This is a genomic window from Pseudarthrobacter arbutini, from assembly GCF_054510915.1.
The window spans coordinates 159,525-177,793 of sequence record NZ_JBTNDQ010000004.1 but is presented as its reverse complement, the minus strand read 5'-3'; the positions used below and the strand labels follow the sequence as shown (position 1 = coordinate 177,793).

17 protein-coding genes are annotated in these 18,269 nt (G+C 66.1%); 9 read left to right on the top strand and 8 right to left on the bottom strand.

Going from position 1 to position 18,269, the window contains the following annotated elements; genetic code table 11:
- Positions 1-49: 49 nt before the first annotated feature.
- Together ACX80V_RS06500 and ACX80V_RS06495 are read right to left on the bottom strand one after the other, a co-directional pair.
- Positions 50-319: a Trm112 family protein gene (locus ACX80V_RS06500; protein ID WP_248761946.1), complete on the bottom strand. Its 270-nt coding sequence runs from the start codon at positions 317-319 to the stop codon at positions 50-52.
- 78 nt (positions 320-397) lie between these two features.
- Positions 398-787: a DUF3499 domain-containing protein gene (locus ACX80V_RS06495; protein ID WP_485842458.1), complete on the bottom strand. Its 390-nt coding sequence runs from the start codon at positions 785-787 to the stop codon at positions 398-400.
- Between the two features lie 121 nt (positions 788-908).
- On the opposite strand from ACX80V_RS06495, the gene ACX80V_RS06490 reads away from it, so the two are divergent.
- Entirely contained in the window at positions 909-1,424 is a 516-nt protein-coding gene (locus tag ACX80V_RS06490) for a metallopeptidase family protein (protein ID WP_485842457.1), read from the top strand.
- Between the two features lie 19 nt (positions 1,425-1,443).
- On the opposite strand, the gene ACX80V_RS06485 is transcribed toward ACX80V_RS06490, so the two are convergent.
- The 3 genes from ACX80V_RS06485 to ACX80V_RS06475 are packed head-to-tail and all read right to left on the bottom strand — an operon-like array spanning position 1,444 to position 6,936.
- Entirely contained in the window at positions 1,444-3,036 is a 1,593-nt protein-coding gene (locus ACX80V_RS06485; RefSeq protein WP_485842456.1) for a DUF5719 family protein, read from the bottom strand.
- Positions 3,029-6,361, bottom strand: a complete 3,333-nt coding sequence (locus ACX80V_RS06480; RefSeq protein ID WP_485842455.1) for a glycosyltransferase family 2 protein — start codon at positions 6,359-6,361, stop codon at positions 3,029-3,031. Before ACX80V_RS06480 ends, ACX80V_RS06485 begins: the two co-directional genes overlap by 8 nt.
- Positions 6,362-6,390: 29 nt before the next feature.
- Positions 6,391-6,936 carry a WhiB family transcriptional regulator gene (locus ACX80V_RS06475; RefSeq protein ID WP_485842454.1) on the bottom strand — a complete coding sequence of 182 codons (546 nt, stop codon included), beginning with the start codon at positions 6,934-6,936 and terminating at the stop codon, positions 6,391-6,393.
- Positions 6,937-7,349: 413 nt separating this feature from the next.
- On the opposite strand from ACX80V_RS06475, the gene ACX80V_RS06470 reads away from it, so the two are divergent.
- Entirely contained in the window at positions 7,350-8,048 is a 699-nt protein-coding gene (locus ACX80V_RS06470; RefSeq protein WP_485842453.1) for a TIGR03089 family protein, read from the top strand.
- A 19-nt stretch (positions 8,049-8,067) separates the two neighbouring features.
- Here ACX80V_RS06470 and ACX80V_RS06465 read toward each other — a convergent pair whose 3' ends face one another.
- Positions 8,068-8,652, bottom strand: a complete 585-nt coding sequence (locus ACX80V_RS06465; RefSeq protein WP_056348028.1) for a GtrA family protein — start codon at positions 8,650-8,652, stop codon at positions 8,068-8,070.
- Between the two features lie 221 nt (positions 8,653-8,873).
- Here ACX80V_RS06465 and ACX80V_RS06460 point away from each other — a divergent pair, with 221 nt between their 5' ends.
- From ACX80V_RS06460 to ACX80V_RS06440, 5 genes are all read left to right on the top strand, one after another.
- A complete protein-coding gene (locus tag ACX80V_RS06460; RefSeq protein WP_058929642.1) occupies positions 8,874-10,022 on the top strand; it encodes a 5-(carboxyamino)imidazole ribonucleotide synthase in 1,149 nt (382 codons plus the stop codon).
- On the top strand, positions 10,019-10,597 hold the full coding sequence (purE, locus tag ACX80V_RS06455; protein WP_058929643.1) for a 5-(carboxyamino)imidazole ribonucleotide mutase: 579 nt from the start codon (positions 10,019-10,021) through the stop codon (positions 10,595-10,597). Before ACX80V_RS06460 ends, purE begins: the two co-directional genes overlap by 4 nt.
- Positions 10,598-10,607: 10 nt before the next feature.
- Entirely contained in the window at positions 10,608-12,254 is a 1,647-nt protein-coding gene (locus tag ACX80V_RS06450) for an LCP family protein (RefSeq protein WP_485842452.1), read from the top strand.
- Positions 12,255-12,343: 89 nt separating this feature from the next.
- A complete protein-coding gene (manA, locus tag ACX80V_RS06445) occupies positions 12,344-13,594 on the top strand; it encodes a mannose-6-phosphate isomerase, class I (protein WP_485842451.1) in 1,251 nt (416 codons plus the stop codon).
- 3 nt (positions 13,595-13,597) lie between these two features.
- Positions 13,598-14,563 carry a lipid II:glycine glycyltransferase FemX gene (locus ACX80V_RS06440; RefSeq protein WP_485842450.1) on the top strand — a complete coding sequence of 322 codons (966 nt, stop codon included), beginning with the start codon at positions 13,598-13,600 and terminating at the stop codon, positions 14,561-14,563.
- A gap of 27 nt (positions 14,564-14,590) precedes the next feature.
- On the opposite strand, the gene ACX80V_RS06435 is transcribed toward ACX80V_RS06440, so the two are convergent.
- Both ACX80V_RS06435 and glpX read right to left on the bottom strand, forming a co-directional pair.
- Entirely contained in the window at positions 14,591-15,526 is a 936-nt protein-coding gene (locus ACX80V_RS06435) for an endonuclease domain-containing protein (RefSeq protein ID WP_485842449.1), read from the bottom strand.
- A gap of 166 nt (positions 15,527-15,692) precedes the next feature.
- A complete protein-coding gene (gene glpX, locus ACX80V_RS06430; RefSeq protein ID WP_252566698.1) occupies positions 15,693-16,715 on the bottom strand; it encodes a class II fructose-bisphosphatase in 1,023 nt (340 codons plus the stop codon).
- A gap of 219 nt (positions 16,716-16,934) precedes the next feature.
- On the opposite strand from glpX, the gene ACX80V_RS06425 reads away from it, so the two are divergent.
- Both ACX80V_RS06425 and ACX80V_RS06420 read left to right on the top strand, forming a co-directional pair.
- Positions 16,935-17,615, top strand: a complete 681-nt coding sequence (locus ACX80V_RS06425) for a DUF4245 domain-containing protein (RefSeq protein WP_485842448.1) — start codon at positions 16,935-16,937, stop codon at positions 17,613-17,615.
- A gap of 9 nt (positions 17,616-17,624) precedes the next feature.
- A complete protein-coding gene (locus tag ACX80V_RS06420) occupies positions 17,625-18,239 on the top strand; it encodes a carbonic anhydrase (RefSeq protein ID WP_058929648.1) in 615 nt (204 codons plus the stop codon).
- The last annotated feature ends 30 nt before the right edge of the window (positions 18,240-18,269 follow it).

Here is an 18,269-nt window from a genome sequence, read left to right as displayed (position 1 = left end):
CTGCGCGAAAGTCGACCGCTGGTGGTGGTGCGGGTTGTCCAGGCGTTGCCTAGGCAGTAGCTGCGGTTTTGTCCGTGGCGGGGCTTGGGTCCGTGGCCGGCCGGACGGCGGGATCGTGCTGGTCCGAACCGGCAGCCGTGGCGGCCTGGAGAAGTTCCGGCGGCAGCAGCAGCGGGATACCGTCCTCGATCGGGTAGCGCAGCTTCACGCCCGAATCTCCCGCCGCCGTCGACACAAGCTCTTCGCCTTCCTGGACCAGGGGCGATCCGGTCACGGGACAGCGGAGGACGGACAACAGTTCAGGACTGATCTTTGGCATGATTGGTGCTCCCGACAGGGGCGCGTTCGCGCCGTTGGCTGACTGATTAGCAGGTTCCAGCCTACCGCCAGATCCGCCTCAGGAAGGTTCGCGCAGGACGCGCAGATGCCCCCGGCGGACGCCTTCGGTGCCGGCCGGGGCCTCCAGCGCTGAATGCAAGCCACGCTGACCCGGCGTGGTCTGCGAATTGGGCGGCTGGGCCGCTGCTTCGCGGACCGCGTTGGCGAGGGCCAGGAGGTCGTCCGGTCCGGGCTGCTGCGGGCTTGTGGGCATCGCCAGGCGAAGCACTTCCCAGCCGCGGGGCACGGTCAGTGACCCGGCGTGCTGCTCGCACAAATCGTAACAATGCGGCTCGGCGTAGGTGGCAAGCGGACCCAGGACGGCGGTGGAGTCGGCATAGACGTACGTCAAAGTTGCCACCGCCGACTGACGGCAGGCTGACCTTGAACATTGACGGATAGCTCCCACGACATCACAGACTACTCCGTATCCCAACTTGTTCGGAGTATTTGCCGAATCGGCCGCCGCGCCCTTGCACGCAAACCGGGGTTATGTCGCGTAATTCTGCGCCCGGGTTTACAGTCAAGGTATGCAGTCATCGAACCATGATTCAGCTTTTACGGTCCGTTTGGCTGACCCGGATGACCGCGCCGCAGAAACGGGTTCGGGTTCGCCCGGCCGAAGCTTTGCGATGCGCCGCCGGAACCGCCACGGTCGCGGCCTGCGCGGGGAGCTGGTGTTGCCAACGCACCCCGGTTACAGGACACGGTCGGACCGCTTTGACGACATGGTGCTGGATTCCGCGCAGCGGCTCCACGACATCTGGGGCAAAACGCTCGACGGCGTCCGGTTTGCCGTCGACGAAATACCCCCGCTGCTGGAGCAGCTGGTGGCCGACGCCGCCCCGCCTCCCATGGGCGCCTACACCCCCGCCACGGCAGAGGAAGGCCCGGTGATCACCCTGTACCGCCGGGTGGTTGAGCAGGGTTGCGCCAGCCGGGAGGAACTCCAGGACCTGGTGCACGACGTCGTGGTGGAACACACCGCCGAAATGCTCGGCGTAGCGCCGGAAACCCTGGATCCGGTCTACCGCCGCCGGTACTGACGCCGCCGGTGCTGTCCTGTCAGTATCCCAGGGAGACCGGCACCTTTTCCTGCCCTGAAGCCGCCGGCGTGAAGGCCACCGTGGAGGTGTCGTCCCGGCCGTCCTGCTGCAGGAGCAGCGCGCCGTAGGCAGCGTCACCTGACGCGGAGACAACGTACGCCACCACTTCCGACTCGTCCACCTTCTCGGGGACCTTGATGGACGTTGTGGTGCCGCCGGCGACGTCGGCAGTTGCGGCCGCGCGGATCTTGCCGTCCGCGGTGATGGCAGCGTAGGAGACCGTGGCCCGGTTCTCGAGGACGCCGAACACGAGGGTTCGGTCACCGCCCTGGGGCACGGGCACCACATGCTGGCTTCCCAGCCGGACACCGGAGGCAGCCCAGGCGACGTCCGAGGCCTTGTCGTTCGTGACGCCCCGGGTGATGCGGGTTGCGGCCACAAATGACACGTCCGAACTGGTGGACACCGTGTAGTGGCCGGCGGGGACGCCAGCCAGGGAAATCTCGGTGACGGCCCCGGCTTTTGCCGTGACAACGCCGCCGCCCGGGAGTGCCTTCTGGCCGTCCCGGCCGAAGAGCTTGACCTCCACTACCGCATCCGACGGTCCCGGAACCGTGATGGCCAGCGCGGGGCCGGCGTCGTTGAAGCCGCTGTTTCCCGTGAAGGCGGAGATCGCGCCGGCATCTTGGATGTCCACTCCGGTCATGACCTGCCGTGCGGCAGGTGCGGCGCCCGGAGCAATGAAATCGACGCCGCCGGGCGTCAGTCCCCTCAGGACACTCTGCTGGATGGACGCGGCCACCGGACCGCCGGCGCTTCGGACATGGACCGTGAGCTGGGCTTCACCAGGGGCCAGGCCAGCCAGGACGATTGAGCGCGTACCTCCCGGCGCGACCAGCAGCCCCCTGCTGCCCGGGGCCTGGATCTGACCCTTGCTGCCGAAGAGCTCCAGGCTGACGGTGGCAGGTGTGCTTGAGGCGTTGCTGAGGACAAGGACGGAGGTGCGGCCCACGGTGGTGCTGGCACCGGACAGCCAAAGGTCGTTGGCGGGCGGCTGGCAATTGGCAGCCGCCGAGCCCTGCAGGTCACCGTCCGTGGCAGTGAATCTCATAAGCCCGGCGGCTGAGGGCTTCCGGCCTGCCTGGGCGTCGGCGCTCAGGAAGCTGGCATCATCCACGCTGTGCCCGGCGAGGACGCCGGCGGTCAGGTCCTGGGGACCTGTTCCCTGGCCGGGCTGGCTGCCGTCCTTGGCGATCTCGACGGCGGGAGTCCCGTCAAGGGCGGCGAGCCTACTGCCGGGGAGGACACCGCCGGGGGCGCTCAGGACGGCGCCCGTGACAGCGCTCTTGGCGGTCGCGGATTCGGGGCTGAACTGGGGGTCGGTGCCCGCCTCCGTTCCTTCGAGCAGGCGGGCCGGGCCAGGACATACCCCCGCGCTGGCGCCTGCGGGAACTGCAGCCAGCACGGCCGGGATGCTGCGGCTCCCTGCCGGCTGCGGAGCGACCGAGGAGGCTGCGAGTCCCGCGCCGGCTGCGGCCACAATCGCCACGGCCGAGACCAGGCCTGCCAGCATCTGCTTGCGAGGGGTCCTGCGGGCTGCGTCCTTATGCATTCTGGTGTTCCTTACGCAAAGATCCCTCGTCCCTCGAGAGCCCTGTGTTGGGCCGGCGCGCGGGCATGGGAATGGCGAGCATTACAGTGAGTCCTATCACCGTGATCTGTGCGATTCCGGACCAAAGGGCCCAAGGGGTGTCGTACCGGATGGTCAGCTGGCCGGCGGTGGCAGGCAAGGTAAAGGCCTGGGCCGAGCCGGACGTTGTGGCAGTGAGCTTTCGCCCGTCGAACCAGGCGCTCCATCCCGGGTCCGCCCGTTCGGCGAGCACCACCAGCCGCCCTTCCGGCCCCTCGGCCACAGGGGTGTCGACGTCGTCGTACTTGGAGGGCACCAGCGCCACGGTGGCGCCGGTGCCGTCCACGATCCTGACGCGATGGGCGACGTCGGCGGGCTGCAGTACCGGCTGGTTCAGCGGCGTTATCCGCCAGAGCCAGCCGACATCCGTCTGGCCGACGGCAACGAGCCCCGGAACTGCGTCCATCCTGCTGGCCGTGAGCTGGGCGGCGGTGTCTGCCGAGCGCAGCACGACGAATCCAGCACCAAGGCGCTCGAGCTCGGGACGGGGGTCCACGCCTTGGCCGGCCACCAGCGTGGCCACCACGCTGCGGATGGACGCCGTGACGTCGTCGTCCTCCCTGACTGTCTCCTGGCCGGGCGCGCCCAGGATGTTCCGGGCGGCGGCAATCGTTGACAAGCTGTCCAGGGTGGTCCCGGCACCGCGCATCAGGGCCGCGTCAAAGGCGCCGTTCTCCTGGGTGCTGATCAGCAGCGTGCGTGTCTGCTCCGGCCCGGTGCCACGGTCTATGGCGGTGGCGGGAAGCGTCCGGGCGCTGCCTGGCTGCACCAGCCGTGGCGTTCCCAGCGCGGGCTCTGCCGGCACGTCGGCCGGGAGGGCAACGGCTGAGGAACGTAGCAGGTTCTGCGCCGACCAAACCGCCATGCCGGCCAGCGGACCGGCCAGCAGCACCACCATGGCAAATGCCGTCGCGGAGCGAAGGGCCACGTTGCGCCGAATACTCGGCGAGGCTGCCCGGTCCGCGGCATCAAGCAAGCGCTCGGCACCGATCAGGGCGGCTCCGAGCAGGGCGAACCCTGCGGCGGAGACGGCTGGACCGGTGAACGGTGTCACGAGGGTGTCGGCAGTTGCGCCCGTGGCAACGTGCCCTGCGAGCCAGCCACCCGCGAAGATCACCAGAGCCGCCACCCAGAGAACACGTGCTGTCCTGCTGCGCTTACCCGGGAGGAACAGGGCGGCAACGGCAAGCAGCAGGACGGGAACGGCCAGCAGCAGTGCCAGCACGAGTGCCCATGGGATCGCCTGGCCGCTGAAGAACGGAAGGCCGGACAGGCCACCTTCGGCGGAGAACAGCAGCGGCTGGCCCAGGAACTGCTGCCACAGCGGGGCTGCCTCGAATCCCAGCGGAACACCCGGGTCTGCCAGCAATGCCCGCGGCCGGTCGATAACGGACAGCCCGAAGGGAAGAAAGAGCGCGGCGCTGGGCAAAAGAGCCCACCACACGGTGCGGCCACGACGGCCAAGCATCAGCCCGCAGAGCACAATAACCACAACGGCCGGGACTAGCAGTGAAGGCGCCGACGCGGTCACAACACCCAGCGTCAATCCTGCGGCGGCGGCGGCAGTCCAGGACGGCATGCCGTTGATCCCAGGCCGTGCGGGTGGTTTTTCGGTGAAACGCCGGTCACCCGGGGACGGGACAATGAACCGTCCGTGGCCCACAGCGGACCCGGTGGCGCGCAGGAGTGCCAGGACGAGCAGCGGGATCATGATGTGGGCCACCAAGGCACCGGCCCGGCCCTGGTTCAGTGCTATCTGCAAGGCAGGAGCGGCCGCCCAGAAGAGTGCGGCAACGAGGCGGAATCGGCGCCGGATGGTCAGGCCCCCGGCCGCAAACCACGCGGTCAGGCCGGAAAGCGGGGCGGCGAGCAGCAGGAGCCAGGCCATGGCCGCGTTGGCGTCTCCCCCGCCGAGCAGGCCAAGGATCCACAGCACATAGCCGAAGGGGTCGCCCTTGCCCGGAAGCCCTGCCCCCAGGCTGATCCACCAGCTGGAGGCGTGGTGCCAGATTTCGCCAAGGGTGGAGGACACCGGAATGAGGCCTCCACCGGAAACAGCGTCGGCCCGGAACAGCCCGGTGAGCGCCGTGAGGGAAGCCGCGGACGCAATGATGATGGCGGCGATGGCGCCGACCCCCACCCAACCCCGTTCGGTGGTGGTCAGGGCAGCGAAATCATCTGATGAGTCCCCCGTCGGCTGGTCCGCCAGGGGGTCATGGACCAGGCCATCGGCCGTGGAGTTGTCGGCGCCCAGGGCTTCCATCAGGGAGCGGCGGTGGTTCCAGACTTCACGCCGGGGCGTCTGCAGCTTCTTGATGACGGACCGCCGGATCCGCCGGCTGTTTGCCGCGGTCCGGCGGGCCTTTGCCACGGCACCGGGCCGGGCCAGGGCAGCGAATGTGGCCACAAGCTGCGAGAAACCGTGCCCGGGATCCTTGACCGCAATGCTGAGCACGAGTTTGAAAATGCTGCCAAGCAGCGCACCGACCGCATGGACAGGCACCTTCCACAGCGGGGCGTGCTTGAGACGCAGATGGACCTGGGCCTTTCGCGCCGCGGAAGCGTTTCCCTGGGCATGCGGCCGGTGGGCTACGTGGAACATCCGTGCAGTGGGAACTACCACCACACGGTGCCCGGCGAGGCGGTTGCGCCAGCAGAAGTCGACGTCGTCGCCGGTGCCCGGCAGTGCGGGGTCGAAGCCGTTCAGGAGTTCCCAGATATCACGGCGGACCAGCATGCCGGCCGAGTTCACCGCAAACGCGTCAGTGCGGCCGTTGTACTGGCCCTGGTCCAGTTCGTCGGCATCGATCAGGGTAAGCCGCTCGGCCCAGCGGCTGGTGGAGAGTCCGACGTCGATCAGCCGGCGTTCCGAGTGCCAGTCCAGTTGCTTGCAGCCGGCCACGGTCACGGATGGTGCGCGCTCCACGGCACTGAGGAGTTCGGCCAGCGCCTCCGGGGCCGGGGCCGCATCGTCGTGCAACAGCCAGACCCACTCTGTGGCGGCGCGCTGGGACTGGCCTTCCCAGGGCGCGTGCTTGTTGAGCCCGGCGCGCACGGCGCCGCCCATGCCGCTCTTGCCGGGCGGAAAAGTGCTCACATTGGTTGCGCCGAAGGCCCGTTCCAGGAGGAGGGCGGAGTCGTCGCGGGATCCGGTGTCCACTCCGATGAGGGAGTCCGCGGGCCGGGTCTGGTCCGCGAGGGCAGCCAGGGTTCTGGGGAGATAGGCACTGCCGTTGTGGGACACCACAACGGCAGTGACATGTACTTCCTGAAGAATTAGATTGCTCGCTTCCTTAGCCGCCGGCGCTCACGCTCGGAAAGGCCACCCCAAATGCCAAACCGTTCGTCGTTTGCCAGCGCGTATTCCAGGCACTGCGACCGCACATTGCATGCACCGCAGACCTTCTTGGCGTCGCGCGTGGATCCGCCCTTCTCCGGGAAGAAGGCTTCCGGATCCGTTTGCGCGCACAATGCATCAGTCTGCCAGCCGAGTTCACCTTCGTCGTCGAAGTCCTGCCCGAACGGCAGTCCGATCCACACCGGCTGAGAACTTGTTCCCTGTGCCGGGGTGCGCAGTTCCATGGGCGGATCCAGGTCGTCATCGTCCTGGTCGTGTCCGCCGTCGAGGAGTGCTTCGTGCGCCGCCAGGAAGGCTGTGGCCTGGTCCTGGAGGGGGTCTTTGGTATTGCGGTTGTAGCGGTCCGCGGCGTCGGGATCCGCGGGATCGACGTACCAGTCGCTCGGCACCCCCCGTGCGCGGTATTTTGCCGTTGCCAGTCCGGCGACGACGGCATCTTCATGGATACGCTCTGCTTGCCCCACGGCGACCCTCCCCAAAATGTTGCAGCCCTTGCCTGAATACTTGGACACTCGGTTGCGTGCCCGTATTTATGCAGTGACTTTCGATATCTAATTACACGCGTGTAACTACTGGGGAGTCAAGCCGTGGACGGGATAATAATCAACTTTCCGGGACAATCCCGGTCACGCCACGCCCGGGAGTTTTCCGAAGGTCCGGCGCGCCGGAGGCCTGGCGGTCCGCATCGGCGGCCAAAAGGTCCCGTTTCCGCTGAATAGCTGCCGAAAATACAGGCGCAGCCCGAATTAGACAAATAAGATGACAAACTCCTGTGAGTAAAATCACAGCCCGGCCGGACCCGACTGGGACCCTTAGGGACTCGGTGCGCTGCATCCCAGCCAAGGACGCCCCACTGTGTCCGTGGCAAGATAAAGCCATGAGCATCCCGGCGATAGATCTGATGACTGCCCTGCGTTCCGGCCACGCCACGTCACCCCGCCTGACCTGGTACGGCCCGGACTCCGAGCGCGTGGAACTCTCCGGTCGTGTGCTGGACAACTGGGTGGCAAAAACCAGCAATCTGCTGCAGGACGAACTCGACGCCGAGCCCGGCATGCGGCTGACTCTTGACCTGCCAGCCCACTGGAAGTCAATGATCTGGGCACTGGCCGCCTGGCAGCTGGGCATGGAAACAGTCCTGGACGGCGGGGAGGCGGAGCTCCTGGTCACCGACAGGCCCGGAACCGTTGAGGGGAAGCACGACGCCGTTATCGCCGTCGCCCTTCCGGCCCTGGCGATGCGGTGGCCGGGTGACCTGCCTGCCGGAGTCATCGACTACGCCGCCGAGGTCCGCTCCCATGGCGACGTCTTTATGGCGCACACGGACCCTTCGGCGGCCGGCTGTGCCATTCGGGCTGGCGGAGGGCAGCGTCACATCCACGAAAGCCTGATCACTGGTTTTGCGGCGCCGCATGAGGAAGGCGTCAGGCTTCTGGTCCCGGCCTCTGAAGGGCTGGAGCCGGCGCTGGCGAACTCACTCGGCGCGTGGCACAACGGTGGTTCAGTGGTGCTGGCTCACGCCGATGTGCAGCTGACGGACAAGCTGCTGGCCGCGGAACGCATCCACGGCAAGTAGCTTTCCCGGCACGGCCGGGTTACGGCTGCTGCCGGCGGCTTTCCGGTGAGTCTGCCTCCGGCTGCTCCCCGTGCTGGGCGACGGCAGCAGCGGCAGCTGCCTTCTCACGATGGTGCCGTTCGATGAGCTCGTGGTCGTGGGAGAACTCCGGCTCCTGATCCAGTTCTTCGTTGAAGACCCAGAACCGGTACGCGAAGAAGCGGAAGATGGTGCCCAGGACCAGGCCCACGACGCTGCCGGCAATAAAGAGCGAGGGCTTGTCGTTCAGGTCCAGGATGTACTTCGCGAACCAGACGCAGCCTGAGGCGATCAGCAGTCCCACCAGGTTCATGACGGCGAACAGCGCGGCCTCACGGGCCACGTTGGCCTGCTTGCGGTGTCTGAACGTCCAGTAACGGTTGGCAACCCACGAGAAGATGCTTGCCACGATGGTTGCCACCGCTTTGGCCCAGACCTCGCTGCCGTGCATCGGTCCGGTGAACAGCCAGATGAAGATGGCCGAGTCAATGACGAAGGCCACACCGCCCACGGCTCCGAACTTGGCCACTTCACGCCAAAATAGCGAGGCGAGCCCCCGGATACGATCTGCAAGTGCGCTAAACATGACCCTCCATGGCCGTCCGTTCATTGGGCCACACGGCCAGAGGTCTATTTTAGACCCGAAATCGGTGAACCCGCCCCACGCGGAGTGAAGGGTGATCGCGAAAATACCCGAAAAGCGGGCCCTTCGACGTCCCAAAGCCCGGATCCGGTGAGCTTTTCTGTAGGCTGGCATATGTGACTTTTCCAGTAATCGGCGTAGTTGGCGGCGGCCAACTCGCGCGCATGATGGCCCCGGCCGCTACCGCCCTTGGCTTTGAACTCCGTGTCCTGGCTGAGGCTGAGGACGTTTCAGCCGTGTCTGCTGTGTCCACTTCACCGGTGGGTGACTACAAGGACCTCCAGACTCTCCTCGACTTCGCGGACGGTCTGGATGTTATGACGTTCGACCACGAACACGTCCCCACGGACCACCTCCGCGCGCTTTTGGCCGCTGGCGTGAATGTCCAGCCCGGTCCGGACGCCCTGCTTAATGCCCAGGACAAACTGGTGATGAGGGCTGCCATCGACAGCCTTGGTCTCCCAAACCCCATCTGGGCTGCTGTCGCTGACGTCGCCGCGCTCGTGGACTTCGGCGAAGAAACGGGTTGGCCGGTTGTCCTCAAGATGCCCCGCGGCGGCTACGACGGAAAGGGCGTGCGGATCATCGACTCCGCCGAGGCCGCCGAAGAGGCTGCTCCGTGGTTCGAGGCCATGAGCCCGCTCCTCGCCGAAGCCAAAGTTGAGTTCAGCCGCGAACTGTCCGCGCTGGTGGCGCGGACCCCGGGCGGCGAAGCGAGAGCCTGGCCGGTGGTGCACACTATCCAGGTCGACGGCGTCTGCGACGAAGTCATCGCCCCTGCCCTTGACATCCCCCTCGAGGTTGCCGCGGCCGCGGAAGACGCGGCACTGCGCGTCGCCACGGAACTTGGCGTCACCGGAGTCATGGCGGCGGAACTCTTTGAAACACCGGGCTCTGGCGTCGGCTTCCTGATCAACGAACTCGCGATGCGCCCCCACAACACCGGCCACTGGACCCAGGACGGTTCGGTTACCAGCCAGTTTGAGCAGCACCTGCGGGCGGTCCTGGACCTGCCGCTGGGTGCCACCGACATCCTGGGCCCGGTAGTGGTCATGAAAAACTTCCTGGGCGGCGACAACCAGGATCTGTTTTCCGCTTACCCGGCCGCCCTCGCCAGCGAGCCGGCCGCCAAGGTCCACTGCTACGGAAAATCAGTGCGTCCGGGACGCAAGATTGGCCATGTCAACCTCGTAGGGACCTCCACGGATGATGTGGACTCGGTCCGGCAACGCGCAACCCGGGTGGCGGCCATCATCCGCGACGGCCGGGTTCCCACCGAAGAATCAGCACGGATTTCCGAGGAGAACGCATGACCACCGAAACCACCACCGGCACCGTCCCCCGTCCCATCGTTGGGCTGGTCATGGGCTCAGACTCGGATTGGCCGGTCATGGAGGCCGCCGCGGATGCATTGGCTGAGTTCGGCATCCCCTTTGAAGCCGATGTGGTCTCCGCACACCGGATGCCCACCGAAATGATCCGGTACGGCCAGACCGCCCACGAACGCGGGCTGCGGGTCATCATCGCGGGCGCCGGCGGAGCTGCCCACCTTCCCGGCATGCTGGCAAGCGTGACTCCCTTGCCCGTTATTGGCGTCCCGGTCCCGCTGAAGACCCTGGACGGCATGGATTCCCTCCTCTCCATCGTGCAAATGCCGGCCGGCGTTCCCGTAGCCACAGTGTCCATTGCCGGTGCCCGGAACGCAGGCCTGCTAGCAGTCCGGATCCTCGCGTCGGGCACGGACGAACTGGCAGCCACGCTCCGCGCCGACCTCCTGGACTTCGCCCAGGAACTCAACGACGTCGCCACCCGCAAGGGAGCCAACCTCAGGCAGAAAGTCAGCGAAGTCTTCGCCGACGGCAATGGTGTTCTCCGGGGCAGCCGTTAAGGAACCGGACATGTCCAGAAGCGAACCGCAGCAGCCAGCAACCGGCACGGTCATGACTGATCCCGTCCGGTATCCGTCCAGCGCCTCCGAACCCGTCCGGACCAAACGGGGCTTTGCCCTGGTCCTGATGACCCTCCTGGTGCCCGGCAGCGCCCAAATTGTAGCCGGCGACCGCAGGCTCGGCCGTATTGCCCTTCGCGTCACCCTGAGCGCCTGGGCTTTGCTGGCGGTCACGCTGCTGCTTCTGGCCGTGAACCGGTCGCTCCTGATCAACATCCTCACCAATCAGTTTGCCTCGCTGGTGATCATCCTCGTCCTGGTGGCGCTGGCGCTTGGATGGGCGTTCCTGTTCATCAACACACTCCGGCTGATCCGCCCGGTCCTGCTGGCACCGGCGGCGCGGCCCGCCGTCGGCATCGCCCTGGTGCTTGCCCTGGTCCTGAGCAGCGGCACCCTTGGGTATGCCGCGTATCTGCTGAACGTGGGCCGCAACGCCATTGGCAGCATCTTCGCGGGGGGACCAACGATCGATCCCGTGGACGGCCGCTACAACTTCCTGATGATGGGAGGTGACGCCGGCGACGACCGCACAGGCAGGCGCCCGGACAGCCTGTCCGTCCTCAGCGTGGACGCCAAGACCGGCCAGACCGCCATCATCTCCGTGCCGCGCAACCTGCAGAACGCCCAGTTCAGCGAAGGTTCGCCCATGCGCGAAATCTACCCGGACGGCTACGACTGCGGCGACGCGTGCCTCATCAACGCCATCAATACCCAAGTGACCAACGAGCACGCGGACCTGTACCCGGGTGTCGCCGACCCCGGCGCGCAGGCGACTCTCGAAGCAGTCTCAGGAACGCTGGGTATTACGGTCCAGGCCTACGTCCTGGTGGATATGGCGGGCTTCGCCAGACTCATTGACGCGATGGGCGGCATCAAAATCAAGGCCGGCGGCTGGGTTCCGATGAGCGGTTACTTCGACGAGGTTACCCGCACCCATGGCATGCCATTGGGCTGGATTCCTGCCGGCGAACAAACACTCGATGGCGAGCACGCCCTTTGGTACGGCCGGTCCCGCGAATACGTCGACGACTATTCCCGGATCCAGCGTCAGCAGTGCGTCCAGCAGGCCATGCTGAAGCAGCTGGACCCTGCCACGCTGCTGTCCAAATTCGAGGACATCGCCAGCGCAGGCACCAAGGTTGTGGAGTCCAACATTTCCTCGTCCCAGCTCGGCAGCTTTGTGGACCTCGCCACGAAGGCCAAGGGGCAGGAGGTCAAGCGGCTCACCATCGGCCCGCCCGACTTCGACGCGTCCTTCTCCACGGTGCCTGACTTTGACGTCATCCACGCCAAGGTGGACCAGCTGCTGGCATCAGCTTCGGGCCCACAGGCTGCCGCACCCGTTGACAGCCTCGTTGAGCCCGCCACGGCCGGCGGACGCCTGCAGGCGTCCGCCCAGGTGCCCATGGCTGCGTTCCTGGCAGCCGGTGGAACCTCCGCGCAGACTGCCCCGCCGTCGTCCGACTTCACCCCCGTGACTACAACGCCCGACGGCGAACCGATCACCGCGGAGCTGCTGAACCAGCTCAAGCGCGAGGGTAACGAGGAAGCTATCCGCCAACTGGTGGCCACCAACGGCCAATGCGCGCCGCTCTAGGCCCGCTGCGCCGTCGCGCGGAAAACCCGGCCGCGGCACCTGACTGCAAGGCTTTACGTAGACCTGAAGACCAAGAATGGATACCGGCTGTGTACGAAATTGAAAACGTCCTCCGCGACTACGCCTGGGGATCCACCACCGCCATCGCAGGGCTGCTGGGACGCCCCGAGTCCGGCCGGCCGGAAGCCGAACTCTGGATCGGCGCCCACCCCGGCGCCCCCTCGATGGCCCGCCGGGTGGACGGCTCCGTGGCACCGCTGGATGCCTTGATTGCCGAAGATCCGGAACATTTCCTGGGCAGCGAATCTGTGGCCGAGTTTGGCCCGCGGCTCCCGTTCCTGACCAAGATCCTTGCTGCCGCGCTGCCGTTGTCCCTCCAGGTCCATCCCAGCATCGAACAGGCCAAAGCGGGATTCGCCCGGGAGAATGCTGACGGCATTGCGCCCGATGCCGCGCACCGCAACTACCGCGATGACAACCACAAGCCCGAAATGATCTTCGCGCTGACGCCGTTCGAAGCGTTGTGCGGGTTCCGGGCGCCGGCATCAACCCGGAAGATTCTGCTCCACCTTGCCGCCTGCTTCGACCTGGTGGAAACCGGTGTCCCGCCCCTGCTCGTGGAGCTGCTTGAGGTCCTGGAGAACCCGGACGAGGGTGCCGGCCTCAGGAGCGCCTTCGAGCGCCTGATCACGGGCGGCGATGACGTCTCCCACACCACAGCCATGGTGGCCGCGGCTCTGATCTCCGGCGCTCCGCTGGCACCGTACAGGGCGGAACTGTCCACGGTCATCAGCCTCAACGAGAAGTACCCGGGTGATCCCGGCGTGCTGATTTCGCTGCTGCTGAACAGGATTTCGCTGGCCCCCGGCGAGGCCGTCTACCTCCCCGCGGGCAACGTGCACGCGTACCTGCACGGCTTGGGTGTTGAAGTCATGGCGTCCTCGGACAACGTGCTCCGCGGCGGGCTGACGCCGAAATACATCGATGTGCCGGAGCTGTTGCGGACCATCGAATTCCAGCCGGTGGCGGTGCCGATGCTCACGCCGGAAGTCTCCGGGCTTGGCCAGGAGCTGTACCAGCCGCCCTTCCGGGAGTTCCAGCTTCAGCGGATCGAACTGGCACCCGGCGCGGAGCCGGTGCCGCTGGCCCAGGCGGGCGCCGTCGTCGTTATTGTTGTTGCCGGATCGGTGTATCTCGATTCGCCCAAGGGCGACCTGCAGCTGGCCCGCGGGGGCAGCGCTTTCCTTCCCGCCGCGGAAGCACCGGTCAATATCCACCCGGTGGCCGGTGCCGAGTCCCCTGCCGTTGCCTTCGCCGTGACCACATCCCTGAAGGCCTGAGCCGTGGAATTCTTCCTGCAGACGCCTGCCTGGGCGGATGTCCAGTCGTCGCTGGGCCGCACAGTCCATCAGCAGTCCGGCCCGGGCTGGAGCTTCCTGGCCGTCGAGGAGAAAAACCCGGCCGGAAAGGTCCTCTACGCCCCCTATGGGCCGGTGGCATCCTCCGCGGAGGCGTTCGACGCCGCCCTGGCCGCCCTGGTGGCAACGGCCAGATCGTGCGGCGCTGTGTTTGTCCGGATTGAGCCGGTGTCCGCCGGGCTTGAGATGCCGGCCGCCACGGAGCTCAGCCGGCGCGGTCTGCAGCCGGCACCCGTGAACCAGCAGCCAGAACTCAGCTGGATCGTGGACCTCGAAGGTGACTTCAAGGATGTCCTCGCCGCGATGAAGCCCGTGAACCGGAACCTCTACCGGAACATCCACAAGAAGGGCGTCACGTTCCGGGCGTCGCAGGACGCGGACGACATCAGTATCCTGCTGTACTTCCTGCACATGACGGCCCGGCGGAACGGCTTCAAGCCGCAGAGTGACGAGTACCTGACCCAGGTGGCAGCCTCCCTGATGCCCGCGGGCGCAGCCACCATGTTCATCGCCGAACTGAACGGCGAGCCGATCGCCGCGGCCTTGGCCTACGATTCCGCGGACACGCGGACCTACGCCCACGCAGCCTTGGATGACACTCACCGCAAGCTCAGCGCGGGCATCCCGCTCCTGGTGACCCTGATGGCAGACGCCAAGGAACGCGGCCTGAAACACGTGGACCTGTGGGGTGTCGCGCCCGCGGACCAGCCCAGCCACAAATGGGCAGGATTCACCGCGTTCAAGAAGTCCTTCGGCGGCCGCGAGGTGGAGTACCCCGGCACCTGGGACCTCCCCGTTCAAAAGCTCCGGTACAACGCGTACCAGCTGGCCCGCAAGCTGCGCGACAGGCTTCGAGCCCTCCGCTCCCCCTCCGCGCGAACTGGCAGATAATACCCTCAAATTTGCTGTTTGGGGTCATCAACTGCCAGTTCGTTCCCACCCGGAGCGGGCCGACGAACCGCTCAGGACCGCCCGCACTTTTTCGACGACGAAGGGCCGATCCCCTTCCAGGTCACTCTTCTGGACACGGATTTCTCGCCAGCCCAGACCTTCAGTCAGGCCCTGCCGCTTGATATCGCGGCGGTACTGGTCAGGATCACTGTGGTGGGCGCCATCATATTGCAGTGCGATCCGATACTCCGGGTAGGCAGCATCCGGCCAGACCACAGGGTGACCCAGCCCGTTGCGGAGCACAACATTCAACGTCGGTTCGGGAATTCCTGCCTGTACCAGTGCAAGCCGCATCAGGCTTTCGGGTGCCGAGTCTGCCCCCACCCTGATCAGATCCAAGGCTAGCCGCGCCGTTTTCACCCCGCGCATTCCCGAATGCTGACCCACCATGTGCCTCAGGTCCGCAACAGTTGCCAGCGGCTTCCGCGGCATCGGGAAGTCATCTCCATGGCTGACGACGATGGAGTCACCGGCCGCGACAAGGTCGTTGAGGCTCAACATTGTGGCCAGGTCGAGCCAGGTACGGGCAGCTGAGGTGAGCCGAACGCCGTCGAACGATATGACCTCGCCGGACTTGAACGACAACTGGTGACCCACAACGTTCCTGCGGCGCGGCTTGCAGCCGTCGGCAGGACGGGCGATGTGGATCCTCCAGTCCTGCTCCAGCCAAGCCGGCAGGCATATTCCGCAAATTCTCGCGCTGGTGGAGTGCGTCAGGACGCAGTTGGGGTCAAGGCGGCTGTAGGCACGGATGTTTTCGGCGACACTACCGGTGCTGCCCAGCGGCAGTCTGATGCCGCGCGAGGGCGTGAATATGCCCTCCCTGCTCAGCTGTCTCCGAGTGAGGCCCAGGGCCTCTGCATCGGCAACAAGAAATGATCCGTGCGGGAGCTGAGGAGGCATGGGCGTCCGGGACATGCTCCATTGTGGTCCGATTCCGGCCTGAGGTTTGCGTTATCCACAGGCTGGGTTACCTGCTGAAACACGAACTGGCAGCTGATGACGCCAAATCAGGAATTTGGGGTCATTAGCTGCCAGTTCGCGCAGGAGTACGCGGGGTGAAGACCTGCTAGTTCTTGCGGGCGTAGCCTTCCCACTTGCTGGCCTGGTGCTCGCCGTCAACAAATCGGATGGTGCCGGACTTGGAGCGCATGACGATGGACTGGGTCAGGACCTTGTCCTTGGAGTAGCGGACGCCCCGGAGGAGGTCGCCGTCGGTGATGCCGGTGGCCGCGAAGTAGCAGTTGTCGCTGGACACGAGGTCATTGGTGGACAGCACGCGGTCCAGGTCGTGGCCGGCATCGATCGCCTTCTGCTTCTCGTCGTCGCTGGTGGGCCACAGCCGGCCCTGGATGACGCCGCCGAGGGACTTGATGGCGCAGGCAGCAACGATGCCTTCCGGCGTGCCGCCGATACCCATCAGGGCGTCAACGCCGGTGCCGGAGCGGGCTGCTGCAATCGCACCGGCAACGTCGCCGTCCATGATGAACTTGGTGCGCGCACCGGCTTCGCGGATCTCTTCGACCAGAGGGCGGTGGCGGTCGCGGTCAAGGATCATGACGTTGAGCTGGTTGACCTTCACGCCCTTCGCCTTGGCAATCAGGTGCAGGTTCTGCTTGACCGGCAGGCGGAGGTCCACCATGTCGGCGGCTTCCGGGCCCGTGACGAGCTTCTCCATGTAGAACACGGCCGACGGATCGAACATGGAGCCGCGCTCAGCCACGGCGAGGACTGCCAAAGCGTTGTTGATGCCGAGGGCGGCCAGGCGGGTGCCGTCGATCGGGTCCACGGCAACGTCGCACTCAGGACCGGTACCGTCGCCAACATGTTCGCCGTTGAACAGCATGGGGGCTTCGTCTTTTTCGCCTTCGCCGATGACCACAACGCCGTTGAAGTGGACCGTGTGAAGGAAGGAGCGCATGGCGTCAACGGCCGCGCCGTCGGCTTTGTTCTTGTCGCCGAAGCCAACCCAGTGGCCGCCGGCGATGGCCGCGGCTTCGGTGACGCGGACAAGTTCAAGGGCGAGGTTGCGGTCTGGCTCGTCGATGCCCACGGCCAGGGAGGGGGAAATCGTGGAGTACTGCTGGGTCATAGGCGCTGGTGACACGTGAACCTCTTCTTCGAGTGGCGATCATTGGACCCGCTCGGCCGGATTCAGCCGGTGCGGTGATTCCTCTGGTACTGATCATAGTCGTGGCGGAGCCTTCGGGGCGCGGCATGACGTCCCCCTGCAACATGGACCTTGAGCCTCCCCCACTCCCCCGACTGTGAGTTGCGCGTAAACATGGGCGACTATAGAGGGGTGAGTGAAATGCAGGAAAAAATCAGCCCCGGGCCCGACCCCTCCGACTCCGGAGCTAAAGGCGGCAGCGCCGGCACGGCCGACGCAGCCCCTGTCCGCCCAGTAATCCCGGCCGCCGCGGCGAAGCGTGCCAATGCCTCCGTGATCGGCATGATCGTTGCCCTGGTGGTCAGCATCGCCGCCTTCCTGCCCATCATCCTGATGAACCCCCTCCCCAAGAGCGACGGATTCCGCCCGAACATCGACGTCGGCGCAGTGGCCCGGAACGCCACGGATGTGGCGGGATTCACACCCGTAACACCGGACACCGGCAAGTCGTTCACGTCCAACTACGCCCGATGGGAGTCGGGCACCGGCAGCGGCGTTCCCACGTGGGAAGTTGGCTACCTGACACCGAACGAGTCCTTCATCGGCCTGGTCCAGACCCGCCAGTCCAACCCCACCTGGCTCGTCCAGCAGACCAAGAGCGCTCCCGTGACGGGAACGCGTGCGGCGGGCGGACAGGACTGGGAGCTGCGTGACACCGGCAAAGGCGAGAAGAGCATGGTGCTGAAGTACCGCGGAACCACCGTTGTCCTGACGGGAAGCGCTCAGCTGGACGAATTCGCCGAACTCGCCACCGCCGTCGTGCAGTCCATGGACGCCAACCCGGCCGTCACAGTTTCACCGTCAGCCAGCACGGCCCCGTAAAGTAAGCCCGTGGCTACCTACCTGACCCCCGCCCTTGCCTGGCGCCGCATGCGCGAAGGCAACGAACGCTTTGTTGCCGGCGAATCGTCGCACCCGAACCAGGACGCGTCCCGCCGGTCGTCGCTGGTGGAAAACCAGCACCCGTTTGCCGTGATCTTCGGCTGCTCGGACTCCCGGCTCGCCGCGGAGATTATCTTCGACCTCGGCCTGGGGGACGCCTTCGTGGTGCGCACCGCCGGCCAGGTGATTGACGACGCCGTCCTGGGCTCCCTGGAGTACAGCATCAGCGTGCTGGGGGTGCCGCTGATCGTGGTGCTGGGGCATGACAGCTGCGGCGCCGTCAGTGCCACCAAGTCCGCAGTGGACACCGGCAACATGCCGGTGGGCTTTATGCGGGACCTGGTGGAGCGCATCACGCCTTCTGTCTTGACGTCCATGCGGAACGGCGAGCACGAGATCAACGACATGGTGGTGGAGCACGTCAAGCAGACGTCCAAGCGCCTGGTGGACAGCTCCCGTGTGATTTCGGCCGCAATCGAGGACGGCCGCGCCGCGGTGATCGGCCTCTCCTACAGCCTCGCCGAGGGCCGCGCCAACGTGGTTTCCGGGATCGGCGAGGTCTAGGCCCAGCCCGGATCAGTGCCCGTAGCATGC

Excerpts from the sequence above, each read along its gene's own strand:
- ACX80V_RS06425 (WP_485842448.1), top strand. The coding sequence starts at position 16,935 with ATGCAGGAAAAAATCAGCCCCGGGCCCGACCCCTCCGACTCCGGAGCT.
- ACX80V_RS06470 (WP_485842453.1), top strand. The coding sequence starts at position 7,350 with ATGAGCATCCCGGCGATAGATCTGATGACTGCCCTGCGTTCCGGCCAC.
- ACX80V_RS06460 (WP_058929642.1), top strand. The coding sequence starts at position 8,874 with ATGATGGCCCCGGCCGCTACCGCCCTTGGCTTTGAACTCCGTGTCCTG.
- ACX80V_RS06435 (WP_485842449.1), bottom strand. The coding sequence starts at position 15,526 with ATGCCTCCTCAGCTCCCGCACGGATCATTTCTTGTTGCCGATGCAGAG.
- ACX80V_RS06490 (WP_485842457.1), top strand. The coding sequence starts at position 909 with ATGCAGTCATCGAACCATGATTCAGCTTTTACGGTCCGTTTGGCTGAC.
- ACX80V_RS06485 (WP_485842456.1), bottom strand. The coding sequence starts at position 3,036 with ATGCATAAGGACGCAGCCCGCAGGACCCCTCGCAAGCAGATGCTGGCA.
- ACX80V_RS06465 (WP_056348028.1), bottom strand. The coding sequence starts at position 8,652 with ATGTTTAGCGCACTTGCAGATCGTATCCGGGGGCTCGCCTCGCTATTT.
- purE (WP_058929643.1), top strand. The coding sequence starts at position 10,019 with ATGACCACCGAAACCACCACCGGCACCGTCCCCCGTCCCATCGTTGGG.
- ACX80V_RS06450 (WP_485842452.1), top strand. The coding sequence starts at position 10,608 with ATGTCCAGAAGCGAACCGCAGCAGCCAGCAACCGGCACGGTCATGACT.
- ACX80V_RS06500 (WP_248761946.1), bottom strand. The coding sequence starts at position 319 with ATGCCAAAGATCAGTCCTGAACTGTTGTCCGTCCTCCGCTGTCCCGTG.
- glpX (WP_252566698.1), bottom strand. The coding sequence starts at position 16,715 with ATGACCCAGCAGTACTCCACGATTTCCCCCTCCCTGGCCGTGGGCATC.